Genomic DNA, 18,719 nt, shown 5'->3' on the forward strand with positions numbered 1-18,719 from the left:
ATTATGAAAGTCGTTATTGTTGGTTGTACGCATGCTGGTATTGCAGCGGCAACAGAAATTTTTAAAGCACATCCGGATACAGAGGTGACTATTTATGAGAGGAACGATAATGTCTCTTTTTTGTCATGTGGGATTTCTTTATATTTGAATGGCCAAGTTAAACGACTTGAAGATATGTTTTACGCAACACCAGAAGATCTTGCTAAACAAGGAGCTAAAGTTCGCATTAGACATGATGTGCTAAGCATTGACACTAAAACGCATCAACTTATCGTTGAAAATCTGGATAATAAAAAGGTTTTTACAGATAATTATGACAAATTAATTATGTCAACCGGTTCGTATGTTGTGGTGCCACCATTGATGGGAATTGATGATTCGCATGTTTTACTCTGTAAAAGCTATGAACAAGCTAAACAAATTTATACGTCAGCTCAAACTCATAAACACATCACAATTGTAGGTGGTGGCTATGTTGGGGTTGAACTGGCAGAGGCATACGCGGATACAGATCATGAAGTGACATTAATTCAATCGCACGGCCAAGTTCTAAACAATTATGTAGATAAAACTTTATCTGATCAAATTACAAGTTTGCTAAAAAAGCATGGGGTACATGTTTATTTGAATGAGCGGGTTGAAGCCTTTCAAGGTGACGATCAAAATGATAAAGTAATCATTCAAACTGATAAAACGAGCCATGAAGCAGATTTAGCAATTGTTAGTACTGGATTTATGGCAAACACTGACTTATTGCGTGGACAAGTTGATATGGACCGCCACGGAGCTATTTTAATTAATGATTACTTGCAAACCTCTAATCCTGATGTGTATGCAGCTGGGGATGCTTGTATTTCACATTTCAATCCGGCACATAATGATGCCTACATTCCTTTGGCCACGAATGCAGTTCGTCAAGGAGCTCTTGCTGGTAAAAATATTTTTGGCGAAGTTCAAAAATATATGGGAACTCAAGCCACATCAGCCATGGAGTTGTTTGGATACACGCTGGCTTCTAGTGGGCTAACTGTAGCGGGGGCTAAAAAAGAAGGCTTAAACGCAGCCTCAGTTGTTTATAAGGGCAATTATCGTCCAAGTTACATGCCAACAACAGACATGCTGACCATCGTGCTTGTCTATGATCGCAGTAATCGGCGAATTCTGGGAGCACAACTCTATAGCAAACATGAAGTTGCCCAATCTGCAAACACGATTTCGGTTTGTATTCAAAATAACAACACCATTGATGACTTAGCGTTTGTCGATATGCTATTCCAGCCACACTATGATGAACCATTTAACTATTTGAATTTGGTTGCCCAGTTGGCTATTGAACAGGAACGACAAGCTCAAAAGGTAAAATAGAAATTAGCATGACTCAAAAGGTGAAAACACCTAGTTTCAGGTCACATTTTGAATAGACAAGTTCATAAACTTAAGTCAAGCTGGGAAAACATTTCCCCAGCTTGTTTTTTTATGGCAACAAAAAAAGCATTAGCTTTGCACTAATGCCAAAATGATTAGTCAGTTTTTTACCCAACCTTTTGCAATTTTTGGGGTTCCTTTAAGAGTAAATGACCAAGCAGCGCCAAAATTAAGAAAACGGCGGCGACACTGCAAACGCCTACCCAGCCTAAATGACTCCAAGCCAGAGTTGCGAAAAATGTTCCTAAAGAACCGCCTAAAAAGTAGCTAAACATAAAGACGGAGTTATTTCGACTGCTGGCTTCGAGACTCAAGGATTGGACAATAGCCTGATTGGAAACCTGACCAAACTGAGTTCCTAAATCGAGTAACACAATGCCTACAATTAAACCGATAAATAATTGGCCAATAAAAGCAAAAATAACAAAGGCTAACGTTGAAAAGAGAATCCCTAAGCCAATCGTCATTCTTGGCGAATAGGTATCAACTAAGCGGCCGATAATTGAAGCAAATAAGACACCAGTGATGCCCAATAAACCTAACAAACCAGCCACACCACTCCCGAGATGATATTGATCTGCTAAGTAGAAAGCAAGTGTTGACCACAAAACATTGGAAACACCAAACAGGCAAAAACCATTAATGGCGGAACCTTGTAAATGTTTTTCTTTAGCAAGAAGTTTGGGCAAGGAAGCTAGAACCTTGCCGTAATTCATTCTTTGATGTTGTCTTGGATCACGCGGCAAGTACAAGTGTAAGATCACCAACAAAATGGTACAGATGAACGCTGCAATTAAGTAAACGTACTGCCAGTCAAGAACGCTCCCCAACAATCCGCTGACCGAGCGTGAAAGTAAAATCCCTGTTAGCAAACCACTGAGGACATTGCCCAAAACTTTCCCTTGATGCAAGCTAGGGGCTAGATAAGCGGCGTAAGGAATTATAATTTGAGGTGCCACAGAGGTAATTCCCACTAGTAGGGAAGCAACGCCAAAAATTGTAATAGACGGGGCAAAAAAGGCCATGAACAACGCCAAAATTGAGAATCCCAACATCACCTGAATAAGATGATAGCGATTAAAGATGTCGCCCAACGGAACGATTAAAAGTAAGCCGAATGCATATCCCAGTTGTGTCAACATGGCAACCACACCGACTGTAGCTTTTGAAACTTGAAAACTTATGGCAATGAGACCTTCAATTGGTTGAATATAATTTAAATTGGCCACAATGATCCCTGTGGCAAAGGCCATTAATAGAACTTTTTTTCCAGATAACTCTTTTTGTGAATCCAAATTTTTACCTTCTTCGTTTGAATGAGTACTAAAAGTAGACGACTAGTTTTAGTTTAATGGCGGAAAAGGGTTTTCGATTCGCATAATTAACCAGTGAAATAAACGGTTATTTAACATGTTGTGACCTCCGTAATCAATTTAGTTTAAACAAAAATGTCACTTTCGTAAAGCATTGCCGAGTTTTTGTATTAGGAGGCGTTACCGATCTGTAAAGTAGTGACGGTTCTTTGTCAGGGGTCTTTGTGATAAAATAAACCTAGTACACAATTCGAGGAGAAACTATGAAAAAATTACGTTTAGCAGAAAGGATTCCGGTGTTTATGCGGAATCCCCGCTTACGCTTGTTGGCAATCTATATTATTTTGTTATCACTCGTTGGCGCGGGAGTTGCGTTTTATTATAACTGGGTATTGGGAGTCGTCTTATTGGTACTTCTCATTTTGGGAAGCATTTTTATTAGCGACACTTTTCATCGTGTGAATGAAGAAACCACAAAGTACATTTCTGATCTGTCATTTCGAATTAAACGTAGTGAACAGGATTCACTATTGCGCATGCCACTGGGAATTTTGATTTATGGGGATGAAGACCAAGTCCAGTGGGTTAATCCGTATATGCAGGGCTATTTAAGTGATAAAGATGTGCTTGGAAAAAAATTAGTTGATGTCGATAAAGACTTGGCAAAAATGTTAGCAGATCACCGGGATGAAAAAGGGACCGTTCCCGTTGTTTGGGGGGATCGTCGGTTTACCTTACTGGTTGAACAAGATAGCCACGTTTTGTACTTAATGGACATTACCAAGTATGCCAAGATTGAAGAAGCCTACGATAATTCGCAGGTCGTCATTGGTCAAGTTTTCTTGGATAACTACGATGAAGTCACGCAATCTATGGCCGATTCGGATGTTTCCAGTTTGAGCAGTTTTGTGACGAATCAAATTTCTAGCTGGGCTCAAGAGTTTGGCATGTATTTAAAACGAGTTGATGATGATCATTTTTTTGTTTTGATGTATGCGGAAGTCTTGCAGAAGGTTGAAGCTGATAATTTCAAGCTTCTGGATACGATTCGGGAAGCAACCTCTAAACAAAACTTTCCAATCACCTTAAGTATTGGGATTGCATATGGCGATCAAGATTTAAACAATTTGGCTGACTTATCACAAAGTAATTTGGATTTGGCGTTAGGACGTGGTGGTGATCAAGTTGTTGTCAAGTCACCAGATGGCCAGGCCCGATTCTATGGTGGTAAGACTAATCCAATGGAAAAACGGACACGAGTTAGAGCACGGATGATTAGTCAGGCGGTTACTGAATTAATGTCGCAAGCTGATCAAATTTTTGTGATGGGGCATCAGCAGTCTGATATGGATTCTTTAGGAGCCTGTTTAGGAATTCGCCGGATTGCCCAAATGAACAACCGACAATGTTGGATTGTGCTCGATCAAGATAACCTGCATTCTGATGTGCGGCGTTTGTTAACGTCTTTGGAAGACTATCCTTCTATCAAGGAGTCCATTATTACGCCTGAAGCGGCTTTAGAGAATGCCAATAGCCAAAGCTTACTCATTATGGTTGATCATTCTAAACCATCATTAACGACGGCTCCTGAGCTTTACAAGAAGCTTGAAAATCGAGTTATGATTATTGATCATCATCGCCGAGGCACAGAATTTCCAGAAAATCCGGTTTTGGTTTATATTGAACCCTATGCTTCTTCAACGTGTGAACTCATTACAGAAATGTTTGAATACCAGTCTAAAGATAGTGAACCAATTAATGAAATTGAAGCAACTGGGATGTTAGCCGGAATTGAAATTGATACTAAGTCCTTTACCACAAAAACTGGGACGCGGACGTTTGATGCTGCCAGTTATCTACGATCAGTTGGTGCTGACGAGAATCTCATTCGCCACTTTATGAAGGAAAACGTTGATAGTTATCTGCAGCGCAACCACTTAATTGAGTCGGTGGAATTTATTAATAAGAATTTAGCAGTTTGTGTTGGTGAAGATGATCGGGATTATGATCCGGTTACTGCCGCACAAGCAGCCGATTCCTTGTTATCGATATCAGGAATTGAAGCGTCGTTTGTCATTACGCGTCGATCGAAAAAACAAGTTGGTATTTCAGCGCGTAGTGCGGGGGATGTTAACGTCCAGCTCATTATGGAACAAATGGGTGGCGGCGGTCATTTAGGTAGTGCAGCAACTCAGATTGAAGGTCAAAGTGTTTCTGAAGTTAAAGCGACCTTAACTGAGATTTTAGAAAAGAAAAATGATACAGAAAATGAAGACGATGAAAAGGAGTGAATCTGATGAAAGTAATTTTTTTGGAAGATGTTAAAGGTAAGGGTAAGCGCGGGCAGGTCAAAGAGGTTCCTGATGGTTACGCGCAAAACTTCTTAATTAAAAATCATAAGGCTGAATTGGCAACAAAAGGTGCTTTGAGCAGTTTGAAAGGCCAACAACGTGCTGAAGAAAAACATGAAGAAGAAATTTTAGAAGCCGCTAAGCAATTAAAGGTCACTTTAGAAGATGACAAGACAGTTGTCGAATTGACTGCTAAAGCAGGCACTGATGGCCGTTTGTTCGGTTCAATTCCTAGTAAACAAATTGCCCAAGCATTAGATAAACAGTTCGGATTAAAATTAGATAAACGTAAGATTGAACTCACCCAACCAATTCGCTCAATGGGATACACGAATGTACCAGTTAAGTTACATCCACAAGTAACAGCCAAAATTCGTGTTCATGTTGCAGAAAAATAATAGCAATAATTGTTTTGTGGTGAAGTTGGCTGTCTGATTACAGGTTAGACAGACACAAATTTGTTTAGGAACATTTCCTAGTCATCAGAGGTAAGAACATGGATAATGACATTTTAGAAAATCAAACACCGCCACAAAATAGTGATGCGGAAAAAGCCGTTTTAGGGGCAATTTTCCTTGATTCCGATGTGTTAGTTGACGCAATGGAATATTTAACCCCAGAAGACTTTTATCAACGGGCACATCAAATCATTTTTCAGGCGATGGTTTCGCTAAATGATGAAGATGAGGCCATTGATGTCGTCACAATGAACAATAAACTAACCGCTCAAAATCAATTGGATGATGTGGGTGGCGTAAGCTACATTGCAGAATTGGCGGCTTCGGTACCAACTGCAGCTAATGTGGTTTACTACGCTAAGATTGTGCAAGAAAAGGCCATTTTACGACGGTTAATTAAAGCTGCCACTAAGATTGTGACCAAGAGCTATCAACAAGATGAAGATGTCGGTACCGTTTTAGATGAAGCAGAACGTGAAATCACGGAAGTTTCAGAAAATCGTAATCAGTCTGGGTTTAAGAAAATTTCCGATGTTTTGACCGATTCCATGACCGAGATTAACAAGCTCTACCAAAACGGAGATGAAATCACTGGTTTATCAACAGGTTATAGTGAACTGGATAAAATCACGGCGGGTTTACATCCAGATGAACTTTTTATTCTAGCTGCCCGGCCTGCCGTCGGAAAAACGGCCTTTGCTTTGAATATTGCACAAAATATCGGTACCAAAACCGATAAAACAGTGGCTATTTTTAGTTTGGAAATGGGCGCTGATCAACTGGTTAACCGAATGCTTTGTGCGGAAGGTAGTATCGATGCCAACCATTTGCGTACTGGCCAACTAAATGAGGAAGAGTGGCAAAACTTAGTCATTGCTATGGGTAGCCTTGCAAAAGCCAATATTTATATTGACGATACTCCGGGAATCAAAATGGCAGAAATTCGAGCCAAATGTCGTCGCTTGGCCAAGGAACAGGGCAACTTGGGTTTAGTTGTTATTGATTATTTGCAATTAATTGAAGGCTCTGGTCAAGAAAACCGACAACAGGAAGTTTCAGCGATTTCGCGACAACTAAAAAAACTGGCTAAAGAATTAAGAGTACCTGTATTGGCACTTTCACAGCTTTCTCGTGGCGTGGAACAACGTCAGGATAAACGACCTGTTTTGTCTGATATTCGTGAATCTGGATCAATTGAACAAGATGCGGATATCGTGGCGTTCTTATATCGTGAAGATTATTACGATCGGGATGAAGACGACGATAGCGACAATCAGAATTCAGCTCCACAACAAGAGGGTGAACCTGATGTCGGACCGGTTGAAGTCATTATTGAGAAAAACCGAAGTGGGGCGCGAGGAACCGTAAAACTGTTATTTGTGAAATCATATAATAAGTTTGCCCCAATTGCGTATGTACCAGATAATAATTAAGTAGTCACAAAAAACAGTTTTGCGTAGCTCTTCGGAACCTTATGTGAAACTGTTCATTTATGCACTTTTTTAAGTTAATTTAAGTTAGTTTTTACAGGAAAGGAGAGGACGATGAAGGAATTAAAATTACGGTATTTACTCTTGGGATCCATGGTAGATAGTATTGGGATGAGTTTTGTGTGGCCCCTGACAACGGTTTACATGCATAACATCTTGGGTCATTCACTCACAATTGTGGGAATTGTGCTCTTACTAAACTCAGTTGCAAGTATCATTGGTTCTTTTACAGCGGGACAATTGTTTGATAAACATGATGGTTACTACCTATTACTGGGTGGGATTGTTTTCACGGCATTAAGCATGTTGGTACTTGTGTTTTCAAATAAATGGCCAGTCTATCCAATTATGCTTGTTTTGATTGGCTTAGGAACCGGTTGGATTATGGCATTTGTCAACGCTCTAGGAACCACGGTGCATAGCCGCGATGGGCGCTTTGTGTTTAATATGATTTATTTTGTCCAAAACCTGGGCGTCATGGTTGGTACTGCAATTGTTGGAATTATGTTTAAAGATAATGTTGCGCCGTTATTTGCAGTGGCCACTGCCTTATATGTTGTTTTCTTCTTCGTAGCTGCGCTAAATTATCATGTGAAACGGGAAATTCCAAAGAGTCAGCATCAAATGGATCCTGATGCGAAAGTGGCTTCCAAGACCGAAAAGTTACCGCATATCAATTCAGTTGTGATGTATACCTTGTTTATTAGTCTATTTTTAATTTGGATTTTTTATCAACAGTGGAACAGTAATATTTCGGTTTACATGTTGAGTCTGCATATTCCGTTAAAAAATTACAGTTTCTTATGGACAGTGAATGGGTTCTTCATTTTAATTGTGCAAGCTTTACTAAGTTGGCAAGGTGGAAAGATTTTCAAAGATCCTTTTCATCAAGTCTATTTTGGTATGTTATTTTTAATTGCTTCTTTTGTCATTTTGGTTTTCGCCAAACAGTATATTGCATTTGTGCTTGCAATGATTATTTTGACAATTGGCGAAGCAGTTACCTTTCCACAAATTCCGGCAATTGCTAATCTCTTATCACCATATGGGATGAAGGGACGCTATCAAGGATTGGCAAGTTCGTTTCCATCAGCTGGCCGTGCATTGGGTCCGCTAGTAGGAAGTCTAATTATCGATACCCTCTCATTTGTTTCGTTGTTTGTGGTTGCGGCTGTAATTATTGCTTTAATTTTGTTTGTTAATATTGCAATGATTGAGCGGAGTAAACATGAGTTAACGGAATACAATTAAGTTGATAATCTTTGTCAGTACTGAAAAGTACTGATTTTTTTGTTTCAGATGAAGTTAATTATTTGGGGAAATTGTAGATCAATGAAGTGGGCAGATTCAAATAATTGTAATCGTTTGTAATATTTTGAAAGGAGCTTGTAAATAGATTTAAAAATGTTCGTATTGTGTGCATGTTAATATGTTACTTGTTATAATGATAAGAAATAAGTTAACCGAAAGGGCGTCTATGATTAAAACAAATTTTAAACATGCACTTGTTCTTGCAATTGGAGTCGCTGGAATTACATTAGGATCAGCTAGCGTGGCCAGCGCTAATGCGAACGATGGTGGTAATCAACAATATTCTGCTACTCAAACTGCCGAAAATAGTCAAACTGTACAAACAATGGTGAAGACCAGTTCCACCGGAAACAGTGCTGTAGTTTCAGAGGCTTTAAGTTTAGCCAAGATGCATATCCCTTACGTTTGGGGTGGCGAATCAAGAAGTGGCATGGATTGTTCTGGTTTCACAGATTGGGTTTACGCACATGCGGCTGGAAAATCGTTAGGTCATTACACGGTTGCTCAAGAAAGTCATGTGACAAAACAGACTGTTGCACAAGCACAACCGGGCGATTTATTATTCTGGGGATCGCAAGGGGCAAGTTACCACGTGGGAATCTACATAGGTGATGGTAAATATGTTGCCGCTCCTGCCCCCGGCCAATACGTGTCAGTTCAGTCACTTAGCAGTGGCTTTATGCCTAGTTTTTCTGGCCATGTGATTTAGTAATTAAAATTAAAAAAATGATTTGCAAAGTTCAGTTTGGCTCTTCTTTGCAAATCATTTTTAATTACATAAAAATTGCCAACAAGATGGCGATGGCTCCCGGTAACGCTTCGTACCAGAAGAAACGTTTTGAAAAAACAAAACCTTCGTAAATTCCGTTTAGAAGTACAAATAGATTTAAGAAAATTAACATATACTTCATTGGGCCACTAGGGACAATGATCAAGGTCAAGATAATAACTAATCCAATAAAGCCACTGAACAAACCAAGATTTTGAATAAATCTTTGTATCATAGCATTTTTAACAATATTTACTGGGATGTTGAAAAATTTACCAACGACTTCGTAGGAAGCAAATAGTTCTATATATAGAAAGTAAATATGTGCTAAAGCAATAATTAGACTAACTAAAACAGCAATTGTTGATATCATGAAAGGACTCCTAACTTAATAAAAGGTATACATCCAATTATAGAGAATTTGGTGAAAAATATCATGAAAATTATATAAGAGTGAAATAAAGAAATTAAGTATATCCAAATACATTTATAGTTTAAATCCTTCCTGCTGATGTTAAATTGAAGCACAATTTTTTACTATAAAGGGACTAGACACGTTACCGAAACGTCCATTTGAAAAGTTTTACCAAATATGAGATTTTTATTTTAATAAAGAAACTTTTCTAAAAAAATTAAAAAAGTACACAATATTATGCTAACATATTGAAAATTATCGTTAGCTTTATTAGCCTTAGTGTGAGTAAGGACGAAGTATGATTAACTTCACTTAAATTAAATGTTTTCGGGACTTATATTACAAAAAGATGACATGAACCTGCGTGAAGGTCAATGAATATAAATGTTGTTGAAACATAACTGAAACAATTGGAGTGTATTGTACTAGGTAGATTAAAAACACAAGGAGAGCAAACACATATGACATTAAGAAATAACGTAACAAAATTCGCAGTAGCCTTTATGGCCGCATTATTCTTTGGTCTTACATTGCTAGTTACAGTATCCCACGCCGATCAAATTTATACAGTTAAATCAGGCGACACACTTTCAGGTATTGAATATAAGTTTAATAATGATACTAACTACAACAAGTTAGCAAAAGCAAACAAAATTAAGAACGTTGATTTAATTTACGTTGGTCAAAAGTTATTGCTTAAGAGCGACGGCGAAATTAAAGCAGCTACTAAGAAAGAAGTTGCTACTGTTCCCGCAACACAAAAGACTGCTTCAACAACAACTACCACAGGTTCGAGTAGTACAACAAGTAGCTCATCATCTGCTAAAGCATGGATCGCTAACAAAGAATCAGGCGGTTCATATACAGCACGTAATGGCCAGTACGTTGGTAAATACCAATTAAGTGCTTCATACTTAAATGGTGATTATTCAGCTGCAAACCAAGAAAAAGTTGCTAACTTATACGTATCTTCACGTTACGGTTCATGGTCAGCTGCTAAAGCATTCTGGCAAGCAAATGGCTGGTACTAAGATAAAAATATAACCACTAAAAAATCGTCCTTCATTAGAAAGGACGATTTTTTGTATACTATGAATATAGTTGAACCTCAACCTAACTTGATTTTACTTTCAGCTAGGGCTTGGTCAATTACATGCATGACAACTTCATCTTGGCGTAACTGTTGTTCGGCAAATTTTAAGTCGTGAGAATCCACAATCTTCGTAAATTGCAGGAATTCTTGGAACATACGATGTGGATGAACTTTAACGTCGACGATTTGTGATTGCTGATTGCGTAATTTAATGGTGTAGTGGTCCAAAACATTAGTAGGGCCGCTTACCACGATGGATCCTTCAGTACCTTCAATCGTGGTTGTCACAGGCGCATCCACGTCTTTTGCCCCGATACTGACAACTTTAGTTTTTGGGTAGTTCATTATTAAAACGCCGGAAGTATCGATATGACGTTCGACGTTAGCTAGATAGTGAACTTCGGTAGGTGCCCCTAGTAGGCCAACAATGAAATAAATATTATAAATATTAAGATCCATTAAGGCCCCACCACCCAGTTTGGGATTGAAAGCTGGCAATACGGTTCCTTTACGAAAAGCATCATAACGCGAGGAATACTGCGAGTAATTGCAAGAAATAACTTTAATGTTTCCCAGTTTCGATAAATCGGCTTTAAGCTGCTTGTAGTTAGCTAAGTATTGATTTGTGATCGCTTCTAAAAGAATTAAGTGTTTTGATTCTGCCAGGTTAATTAATTCAGTTAACTGTTGCTCGTTTAACGTAAATGGCTTTTCACAGATGACGTTTTTTCCGGCCTCCAACGCGGCCTTGGCAAACTGAAAATGTAAGGCATTAGGTAAACCAATATAAGCAGTATCTGTATCGGTTGCTAAGCACTTATCTAAGTCGGTATAAATTTCATCAATATGAGCTGTTTTTTGTAATTTTTGCATGGCAGGCACATCTTTTTCTTGACCAAAAATAGCGTTGACGACAAGTCCAGGTAGATCGTCTACAATAGATGCAAAATCATTGACGATTTTACCGGCACCAAAAATTGCTAGTTTCATGATTTGAATCCTCCTAATGACATTGTTTAATTCCTTGTTCTAACATCTTGATTTGTTGGATAGTTTCTTCATCTTTAATGAGTTTCTTTTGACCTTCAGCCAAAGTTGCGTAAACGCCAGCATAGACGCGACTGTAATCGCCGTTGATGGTGACGACCTTTTGTTCATGGTAGTTTTGATTATCATCATAGTAAGTCAAAGTGCCATAGTCTTCTGGACGGTCAATCCCAAAATCTTCGTGATTCGGCATGTAAAATAGCTTTAAATGTTCCTCTTGGCGATCCATACGTTCCTTGACAAACATGCCTTTTTTACCATAAACAACAAAACTTGGTCGGGGTTTAATCCGAAAGTAACTGGAAGCCACACGAACCTTCATTTGACCATAATACATGCTGATATCAAAGTAATCATTCATATGACCGCTCCCTAACAACTGGCGCACATCATAATGAACGGTATCGGGATTACCAAAAAAGCTGAGAACTTGATCCAAAGTGTGACACCCGTGCCCATAAAGAAAACTATTGATTTTACTGAACCCAGGAGCTTGCTCAGGAACTTCTGGACGGTAATAGTCATAGTTGGACTCAACTTCCAATAAGTCGCCCAGAAGGCCACTGTTGATGACTTTTTGAACCGTCAAGAAATCTGAATCAAACCGTCGATTTTGGTAACATCGAATAAAGAGATGTTTTTGTTTGGCCAAATCAAATAACTCGCGGGCTTGGTCTGCGGTTTCGGCAAAAGGTTTTTCCACGACGACATTTTTTCCATGGCTCAAAGCGTCCTTTGCTGTGGCATAATGGAACTGACTAGGAGTTGTGACGACAACCAATTGAATTTCTGGATCGTTATAAATATCGTCCAAACTGGTGGTGTAGTGCACATCAGGAATTTTAGTCCACCGAATTCTGCCACTGGGTGAATAAATTGTTTTGACGTTAAATCGATCCTTGAGTTTTAAAATAAAAGGTAGATGGTAACGATTGGTGCTTTTACCATTGCCAATATAAGCAACATTAATCATTTAAAATGACCTCCTAAGTTTGATAAATTCAGTATAGGGAGTTCAGCTGAATAAAAGCTATTGATATTGGCAGATTGGCCGAAAGTATCAGTATTATTGAGATGAGGAGCCAGTTTATTAAACATTTGGGCCAAAAATTAGGAACTTTAGTAACTGTAAAATTAAAAAAGGAGTGGTTAATTTGGCGCTACTTGAGCGATTAGATCAACAACCTGATTTAACAGACAACGAAAAACGAATTAAGACGTACATTGAAAGCCATTTGACGGATATTCCAGCCATCACGGTTGAACAGTTGGCCGCTGACACTTACACGTCGCATTCTGCCATTGTGAGGTTGGCTAAAAAACTGGGCTATGGAGGTTTTCGGGAATTAAAACTGGCTGCTAGCGATAGCCTGACTCAGCAATTGGTTTCTTTAGGGGCAGTAGACGCTAATTTTCCGTTTAATCCCACCGACTCGGTTACGACGATTGCTAAAAATATGGCAAATTTAACCAGCATAGCGATCAAACGTGCCCAAGCCCAGATTGACCCGCGACAACTTGAGCAGGCGGCCCAGCGATTACTAGATGCTAAACGCCTTTTCTTCTTCGGTCGTGGTGATTCCCAGATTCGAGCCCGCAGTTTTCAAAATAAATTAATTAAGCTTGATATTTTTCCCGTCATTGCCGAAGAGTATGTGGATGAGAAATGGGTCGTTTCCAACATTCACAAAACGGATTGTGTTTTGTTTATATCATATGGGGCAAACATTCCAGAATATACGCAGATTATGGCTTTTTTGGAAAAAAAGCAGGTACCGACAATTTTATTGACTGGCAATCGCCAGATTAAAGTACGTACCAAAAATAAATTAACCATTGTTTCTACGCAAGATGAAAACGAAAATGAAAGTAAAATTGGTACGTTTGCTTCTCAAATCGCATTTGAATATATTTTGGATACTTTGTTCTCTATTATGTATGGACATGCCTATACAAAGAATTTATTGAATCAACGACAAACCCAAGAATTATTAAATACAGATGACTTATTCTAAAATGAAGCTAAGTTGTAAATAAATGAAGTAAAGACTATAATGATCGTGCACGACTGAAATGGGGTAATAAAATTGATTGATGATGAAATGAAACTAACTAACCAACTTTGTTTTTCGGTTTACAATGCGAGCCGATTATTTACAAAATTCTATCAAAAAGCGTTGAAACCGTTTGGACTAACCTACCCACAATACTTAGTGTTACTTTCCCTTTGGCAACAAGACACGCAAACCTTACATGAGTTGGGGGATAAGCTGCATTTGAGCAGTAATACATTAACGCCACTTTTGAAACGACTTGAAGGCTCAGGCTGGGTACAACGGATCCAACCGGATGATGATCATCGCCAATTGGTTATTAAATTAACGAATCTTGCTAAGCAACAGGAAATGGCTATTTATAAGGCAATTGGCGATTGTGCAAGTCACGAGGCGTTTGATATTAAGGAATACGAAGACGCCTTAAAAATAAATAATAAGCTAGTTGATCAACTGAAAGCAATTTTGGCATAAATTTCTTTTTTCTACATCAGATTAGTCGTGCACGATTAAATTAACGCTAGGAGGAATTTTTATGAAAAAATATGACATTATTTTTGTTGGAAGCGGACATGCAAATTGGCATGCTGCGGTTACCTTAAGTCAGGCTGGTAAAACAGTCGCCATTGTTGAAAAGGATAAAATTGCAGGAACTTGTACAAACTATGGCTGTGATCCTAAAATTTTACTAGATGGCCCATTTGAACTTTTAGATCGGTTAAAGCAGTACCAAGGGATTGGGATCTCGGATGCTCCTAAAGTAGATTGGTCAGCTCTAATGGATTATAAACATAAGGCAATTGATCCATTGCCTATTCAAATGGCAGGCTTATTTAAACAATTGGGTATCGATGTTTTAATGGGTGAAGGAAAAATAACTGGTGAACATACTGTGTCAGTTAACGATCAAGAATTTGAAGCTCAAAATATTGTGATTGGGACTGGTCAGCGGGCGGCTAAACTGAATATCCCTAGTCAAAATTATTTGCATGATAATCGTGATTTCTTGGATCTTAAACAGATGCCACAACATATTACTTTCATTGGCGCTGGTGTTATTTCAATCGAATTTGCAACAATGGCAAGTGAACTAGGAGCTACCGTAGAAATTGTGGAATTCACAGACCATGCTTTAGGTGCGTTTGATCAACAATCTGTGGCTAAGCTTATTCAAAAATTGAAATCAAACGGAGTTCAATTTAACTTCAATGAAGCAGTTACTGAAGTTAAAAAAGATGGTGATCAGTACAAAGTTTTGACGAATAAAGAGCGTACCATTACTACCGATTACGTGGTTGATGCCACTGGCCGGATTGCTAATGTTGAAAATCTCGGTCTTGAGAACGTTGGTATTAAAACAACCCGTGGTGGCATTGTGGTCGATGATCATTTACGGACAGCCGTTAAAAATATTTATGCGAGCGGCGATGTGATTGATAAAAAGATTCCGCGTTTAACCCCGACAGCAACTTTTGAATCTAATTATATTGCCCAACAAGTATTAGGAAGTACAGAGGAAATTAAGTACCCCGCTATTCCAAGTGTGGTTTATAGTTTACCAAGAATTGCCCAAATGGGAGTTACACCTAAAGGAGCTGAGCAGTCGCCCCATTACCATACGCAAAAGTTACCTTATGGGAAACAACTCTTATTTCAATATAAAAATGAGTTAGATGCTGAGATTACATTGGTTTTTGACCAAGAAAACTACTTGGTGGGAGCTAGCATTTATGGAAATGATGCTCCTGAATTAATTAATTTAATTGCGTTTATCATTGATGATCGTTTATCAGCCAATCAACTGAACCAAAAGATTTTTGCTTTCCCAAGTGCCTCAATTGGTATCATTAGCCTTATTAGTACAATGCTTCATCAAGATTAAAAAAGAAGGAGAAATTATTTCTCCTTCTTTTTTTGGCTCAAAGCAAATATTTGCATAATCACTTGTGTTCCTGTATAACAGTACGAGTATAAAAAAACAGCAATCACGGCTACGAATAGCAGCATGATTACTGATTAATTGGTATTTATGGGTGGTCAGGGGATCGAACCCTGGACCCACGGATTAAGAGTCCGTTGCTCTGCCAGCTGAGCTAACCACCCATATCATTAACCGACTTAAGTATATTATCATATATTTTTAGCATTGGCAACCCCGGCTGCCAAACTTTTCCATGAATCTAGCTAAGAATTTTGAAATGTAGTTTATTCGTTTATAGTTGTTGTTCTTCCACGTATTTACGGTATAGTGGTAAATGTTTTATCAATTCTTCATGGGTTCCTAATCTAGCTACAGTGCCATCTTTGATAAAGTAAATTTGATCTGCATCTTTAATAGTTGAGAGTCGATGTGCTACAATCACAATTCCTATTTGGCTACGTAAATTATTGATAGACTGTTTGATAAATTTTTCCGAGTCACTATCAAATGCGGACGTGAATTCATCCAGAATCAGTAATTCGGGTCGGTGCAAGAGGGCTCGTGCTAACATTAAGCGCTGTACTTGACCACCGGATAAATTTGCGCTATGTTCTTCAATCGGTGTATCTAAACCCTTAGGTAATTTAGCGATGAAATCAGATAGGTAGGCCTGTCTTAGAGCGTTCTGAATTTCCGCATCCGAAATTTGATGATCATTTAAACCAAAGAGTAAACTTTCGCGCAGAGTTTGACCAATAACACTTGTCTGTTGAGGGACATAGCCAATTTTTGCACGCCAGCTCTTTAAGTTCAGCTTGTCGATATTGCAATTGTTAAGGAGAATCTCACCTGAAGTTGGCTCGTAAAAACGTTCTAGAAGCGAAATAATAGTTGATTTCCCACCACCGCTGGGCCCGACTAACGCAGTTAACTTGTTGTTTTTAAAAGTTAAATCTAGGTCTTTCAAAGTTTCTTTGGCCGCATGATATGAGAAGTTCACGTTTTGAAAATTAATTGAACTGTTTTTCAAGCTAAAATTGATTTTTCCTGAGTAATTTTCTTCCTTTAAATCTAGCAAGTCAATCAAGTGTTTAGCAGCTCCATTGCTAGCTTGAAAATCATTTATAACGTTTCCGACGTTGGCAAATGGTGTGATGATCTGAAAGACAAACAAAAGAAATGAAATTAAAGTGCCAATTGTAATTGTTTTGACTGAAACTAAATAACCACCAAATCCAAAAATAACTAAAATAGTCGCCATGATGACTGTGGTGACGAGCGGATCCATAATGGAATTAATCTTCGCAATTCTGATTCCGAAAAGATAGAGAGCAGTCACTTCTTGCTTAATCTTACCTGTAGTTTCTTGTTGAGCATTGGAACTTTTCAAAAGCTTAATTTCGGAAAAATAGTTGGTCAGTTGACCGACTAAACCATTGGACTTGGCCTGGCTCGCTTCATAAGTTTGATTGGTAACATTTGAAATTGGTGAAATCACGATCATTAGAAGGACTAAGGCGCCAAAAACAACTAAAGTTAACTGCCAACTCATGATACACAAGAAAAATAAAGCACCAATTACGGAAGTTAAGCCACTAACTACATTTGGCAGTAAGCTGGATAAAAGGCGACTGATCGTTTCGGTGTTCGTGACGACGCTACTAGCCAAATCACCAGAAAGATTGTTTTCCAGATATTCTTGTTTTACATTCAGAAGGTGGCTACTAACCTTTTCACGAATTTGTTTAACAGTTCGTTCAGCTAAACGAGTTAACAAGTAATAAGAAATGGCAGATAGAATTGCTTGAATAATTAGCGTTGCTCCCAGAGCTAAAATGTTAGGTAAATTAAATTTGTTTTCAAAATTATCGATTAGCTGTTTTGCCTGAAGTGGCATATACAAAAGAATTGCTGCTGAAGAAACTGATAAAGTACTGGCAAATATGATTTGAGATTTACTAATTGATAGACCTTTTAATAATTGTATGAGTTTACTTTTTTTCATGAGTATCCCTCCAATAAAGTATGAATAGACGAAAAGACGGACGTAGTCTGAGAAATATACTGTTTTTCTAAAATTGAATTTCGTTCAAGCGCTTCATCTTTTGTTACTATATCTAAGAAGCCAAACTGACCATCTGATCTCTTGTTTAGAGTAAAAACATAGTTTAATGTTTTTTGAACAATTAATGAAAAATCAAACTTGTCTAATAGCAATACGATTTCTCCAAAAGTGAAATAGTCTCGTGAATTGTATGATTGAAATGCTAATGAGGCCATTAGATAACAGTTTTTTGATAGATAGATGGTTACAATTTTATTATCAAATTGCATAAGATAAGCAATAAACTTTTCGATTTCCTCAGAGGTTGCTTTGTATAAAAATATTTTATTATTGTTTAAAATAACTTTTTTAAAATTTTTTCTTCGGAAATTGCAAGAACAAGTCAGAATATCTATTGAAGGTCAAGATAATGGCTACGCACTACATGCTTTACGAATACGTGCTGCTTCAATTTGAAAAGCTTCTTTTGGGGTTTGATACTTCAAGATACGTCGCGGTAATTGGTTAAGACGACTTTCAACCATTGAAACCGTCTTGGGACCAATCGTATCTAATGAGTGTCCCTTAGGTAAATATCGTCTAATCATGCGGTTATGAGTTTCATTGGTTGCTCTTTCAAAGGAACTATACGGATGGGCATAATAGATGTCAGCTACGCCGTCTAAGACTTCATTCAAGGCTGTGAACTCCGTTCCGTTGTCAGCAGTAACAGATTTAATAAGATCACCAAATTCAGCACAAATCCCCTTAAGTGCATACGATACCGAATCAGCATCTTTGCCTTCAATCAAGCGAACAATATCATAACGAGTTTTACGTTCCGTGAAGGTCAATAATACACTTTCATGTCCACTGCGTTTACCAACTACAGTATCAATCTCAAAGTGGCCGAATTCCTTGCGTTTGTCGACACGTTTAGGACGTTCCTCAATACTTTTACCAGCTAAACGTCGATGCTTGTTTGACCAGTGATGGTTAGTACGGCGGTTAGCCTTCTCCACCAAATC

16 protein-coding genes and 1 tRNA gene are annotated in these 18,719 nt (G+C 38.2%); 10 read left to right on the top strand and 7 right to left on the bottom strand.

Translation table 11 applies throughout. From position 1 onward, the window contains the following. The first annotated feature begins 3 nt into the window (after positions 1–3). Positions 4–1,365, top strand: a complete 1,362-nt coding sequence (locus DD627_RS05320) for an FAD-dependent oxidoreductase (protein ID WP_260267505.1) — start codon at positions 4–6, stop codon at positions 1,363–1,365. A 167-nt stretch (positions 1,366–1,532) separates the two neighbouring features. Here the strand turns inward: DD627_RS05320 and DD627_RS05325 are convergent, their stop codons facing one another. Continuing rightward, a complete protein-coding gene (locus DD627_RS05325) occupies positions 1,533–2,720 on the bottom strand; it encodes an MFS transporter (RefSeq protein WP_260274733.1) in 1,188 nt (395 codons plus the stop codon). A gap of 281 nt (positions 2,721–3,001) precedes the next feature. On the opposite strand from DD627_RS05325, the gene DD627_RS05330 reads away from it, so the two are divergent. The 5 genes from DD627_RS05330 (at position 3,002) to DD627_RS05350 (ending at position 9,057) form a co-directional block, all read left to right on the top strand. Further along, positions 3,002–5,029 carry a DHH family phosphoesterase gene (locus DD627_RS05330; RefSeq protein WP_057784103.1) on the top strand — a complete coding sequence of 676 codons (2,028 nt, stop codon included), beginning with the start codon at positions 3,002–3,004 and terminating at the stop codon, positions 5,027–5,029. A 5-nt stretch (positions 5,030–5,034) separates the two neighbouring features. Then, complete coding sequence (gene rplI, locus DD627_RS05335) at positions 5,035–5,487, top strand: 50S ribosomal protein L9 (RefSeq protein ID WP_057784101.1); 453 nt, start codon at positions 5,035–5,037, stop codon at positions 5,485–5,487. Between the two features lie 98 nt (positions 5,488–5,585). Next, positions 5,586–6,980: a replicative DNA helicase gene (dnaB, locus tag DD627_RS05340; RefSeq protein ID WP_057784099.1), complete on the top strand. Its 1,395-nt coding sequence runs from the start codon at positions 5,586–5,588 to the stop codon at positions 6,978–6,980. A gap of 111 nt (positions 6,981–7,091) precedes the next feature. Beyond that, a complete protein-coding gene (locus DD627_RS05345; protein ID WP_057784098.1) occupies positions 7,092–8,288 on the top strand; it encodes an MDR family MFS transporter in 1,197 nt (398 codons plus the stop codon). A 226-nt stretch (positions 8,289–8,514) separates the two neighbouring features. Further along, positions 8,515–9,057 carry a C40 family peptidase gene (locus DD627_RS05350; protein ID WP_260267511.1) on the top strand — a complete coding sequence of 181 codons (543 nt, stop codon included), beginning with the start codon at positions 8,515–8,517 and terminating at the stop codon, positions 9,055–9,057. Between the two features lie 64 nt (positions 9,058–9,121). Here DD627_RS05350 and DD627_RS05355 read toward each other — a convergent pair whose 3' ends face one another. Continuing rightward, complete coding sequence (locus tag DD627_RS05355) at positions 9,122–9,490, bottom strand: DUF1304 family protein (RefSeq protein WP_057784096.1); 369 nt, start codon at positions 9,488–9,490, stop codon at positions 9,122–9,124. A gap of 503 nt (positions 9,491–9,993) precedes the next feature. On the opposite strand from DD627_RS05355, the gene apf reads away from it, so the two are divergent. Beyond that, positions 9,994–10,563, top strand: coding sequence for an aggregation-promoting factor (gene apf / locus DD627_RS05360; protein ID WP_286984585.1), 570 nt, complete (start codon positions 9,994–9,996; stop codon positions 10,561–10,563). A gap of 77 nt (positions 10,564–10,640) precedes the next feature. On the opposite strand, the gene DD627_RS05365 is transcribed toward apf, so the two are convergent. Next, positions 10,641–11,615, bottom strand: a complete 975-nt coding sequence (locus tag DD627_RS05365; protein ID WP_068805322.1) for a Gfo/Idh/MocA family protein — start codon at positions 11,613–11,615, stop codon at positions 10,641–10,643. A gap of 13 nt (positions 11,616–11,628) precedes the next feature. After that, positions 11,629–12,645 (bottom strand): Gfo/Idh/MocA family oxidoreductase, encoded by a 1,017-nt coding sequence (locus DD627_RS05370; RefSeq protein ID WP_260275108.1) that lies wholly within the window; start codon positions 12,643–12,645, stop codon positions 11,629–11,631. A 181-nt stretch (positions 12,646–12,826) separates the two neighbouring features. Between DD627_RS05370 and DD627_RS05375 the strand changes: the two genes are divergently transcribed. The 3 genes from DD627_RS05375 to DD627_RS05385 all read left to right on the top strand — a co-directional run bounded on the left by DD627_RS05375 (position 12,827) and on the right by DD627_RS05385 (position 15,608). Further along, entirely contained in the window at positions 12,827–13,687 is an 861-nt protein-coding gene (locus tag DD627_RS05375; protein ID WP_260267913.1) for a MurR/RpiR family transcriptional regulator, read from the top strand. Positions 13,688–13,762: 75 nt separating this feature from the next. After that, a complete protein-coding gene (locus tag DD627_RS05380; protein ID WP_084254236.1) occupies positions 13,763–14,200 on the top strand; it encodes a MarR family winged helix-turn-helix transcriptional regulator in 438 nt (145 codons plus the stop codon). A 61-nt stretch (positions 14,201–14,261) separates the two neighbouring features. Continuing rightward, complete coding sequence (locus DD627_RS05385) at positions 14,262–15,608, top strand: dihydrolipoyl dehydrogenase family protein (protein WP_260275107.1); 1,347 nt, start codon at positions 14,262–14,264, stop codon at positions 15,606–15,608. Between the two features lie 148 nt (positions 15,609–15,756). On the opposite strand, the gene DD627_RS05390 is transcribed toward DD627_RS05385, so the two are convergent. The 3 genes from DD627_RS05390 to DD627_RS05400 all read right to left on the bottom strand — a co-directional run. Further along, positions 15,757–15,829: transfer RNA gene (locus tag DD627_RS05390), tRNA-Lys, on the bottom strand. A 110-nt stretch (positions 15,830–15,939) separates the two neighbouring features. Continuing rightward, complete coding sequence (locus DD627_RS05395) at positions 15,940–17,652, bottom strand: ABC transporter ATP-binding protein (RefSeq protein WP_260275106.1); 1,713 nt, start codon at positions 17,650–17,652, stop codon at positions 15,940–15,942. A gap of 473 nt (positions 17,653–18,125) precedes the next feature. Then, positions 18,126–18,719: IS30 family transposase (locus DD627_RS05400; protein ID WP_286984587.1), on the bottom strand; the 594-nt coding region annotated here is incomplete at its 5' end.

It is taken from the genome of Pediococcus sp., assembly GCF_003533255.1.
In the GTDB taxonomy this organism is placed as follows: Bacteria; Bacillota; Bacilli; order Lactobacillales; family Lactobacillaceae; genus Pediococcus; species Pediococcus parvulus.

Coding starts and splice junctions, on each gene's coding strand:
- DD627_RS05355 (WP_057784096.1), bottom strand. CDS start 9,490: ATGATATCAACAATTGCTGTTTTAGTTAGTCTAATTATTGCTTTAGCA.
- DD627_RS05370 (WP_260275108.1), bottom strand. CDS start 12,645: ATGATTAATGTTGCTTATATTGGCAATGGTAAAAGCACCAATCGTTAC.
- DD627_RS05365 (WP_068805322.1), bottom strand. CDS start 11,615: ATGAAACTAGCAATTTTTGGTGCCGGTAAAATCGTCAATGATTTTGCA.
- DD627_RS05350 (WP_260267511.1), top strand. CDS start 8,515: ATGATTAAAACAAATTTTAAACATGCACTTGTTCTTGCAATTGGAGTC.
- DD627_RS05320 (WP_260267505.1), top strand. CDS start 4: ATGAAAGTCGTTATTGTTGGTTGTACGCATGCTGGTATTGCAGCGGCA.
- apf (WP_286984585.1), top strand. CDS start 9,994: ATGACATTAAGAAATAACGTAACAAAATTCGCAGTAGCCTTTATGGCC.
- dnaB (WP_057784099.1), top strand. CDS start 5,586: ATGGATAATGACATTTTAGAAAATCAAACACCGCCACAAAATAGTGAT.
- rplI (WP_057784101.1), top strand. CDS start 5,035: ATGAAAGTAATTTTTTTGGAAGATGTTAAAGGTAAGGGTAAGCGCGGG.
- DD627_RS05385 (WP_260275107.1), top strand. CDS start 14,262: ATGAAAAAATATGACATTATTTTTGTTGGAAGCGGACATGCAAATTGG.
- DD627_RS05395 (WP_260275106.1), bottom strand. CDS start 17,652: ATGAAAAAAAGTAAACTCATACAATTATTAAAAGGTCTATCAATTAGT.
- DD627_RS05330 (WP_057784103.1), top strand. CDS start 3,002: ATGAAAAAATTACGTTTAGCAGAAAGGATTCCGGTGTTTATGCGGAAT.
- DD627_RS05345 (WP_057784098.1), top strand. CDS start 7,092: ATGAAGGAATTAAAATTACGGTATTTACTCTTGGGATCCATGGTAGAT.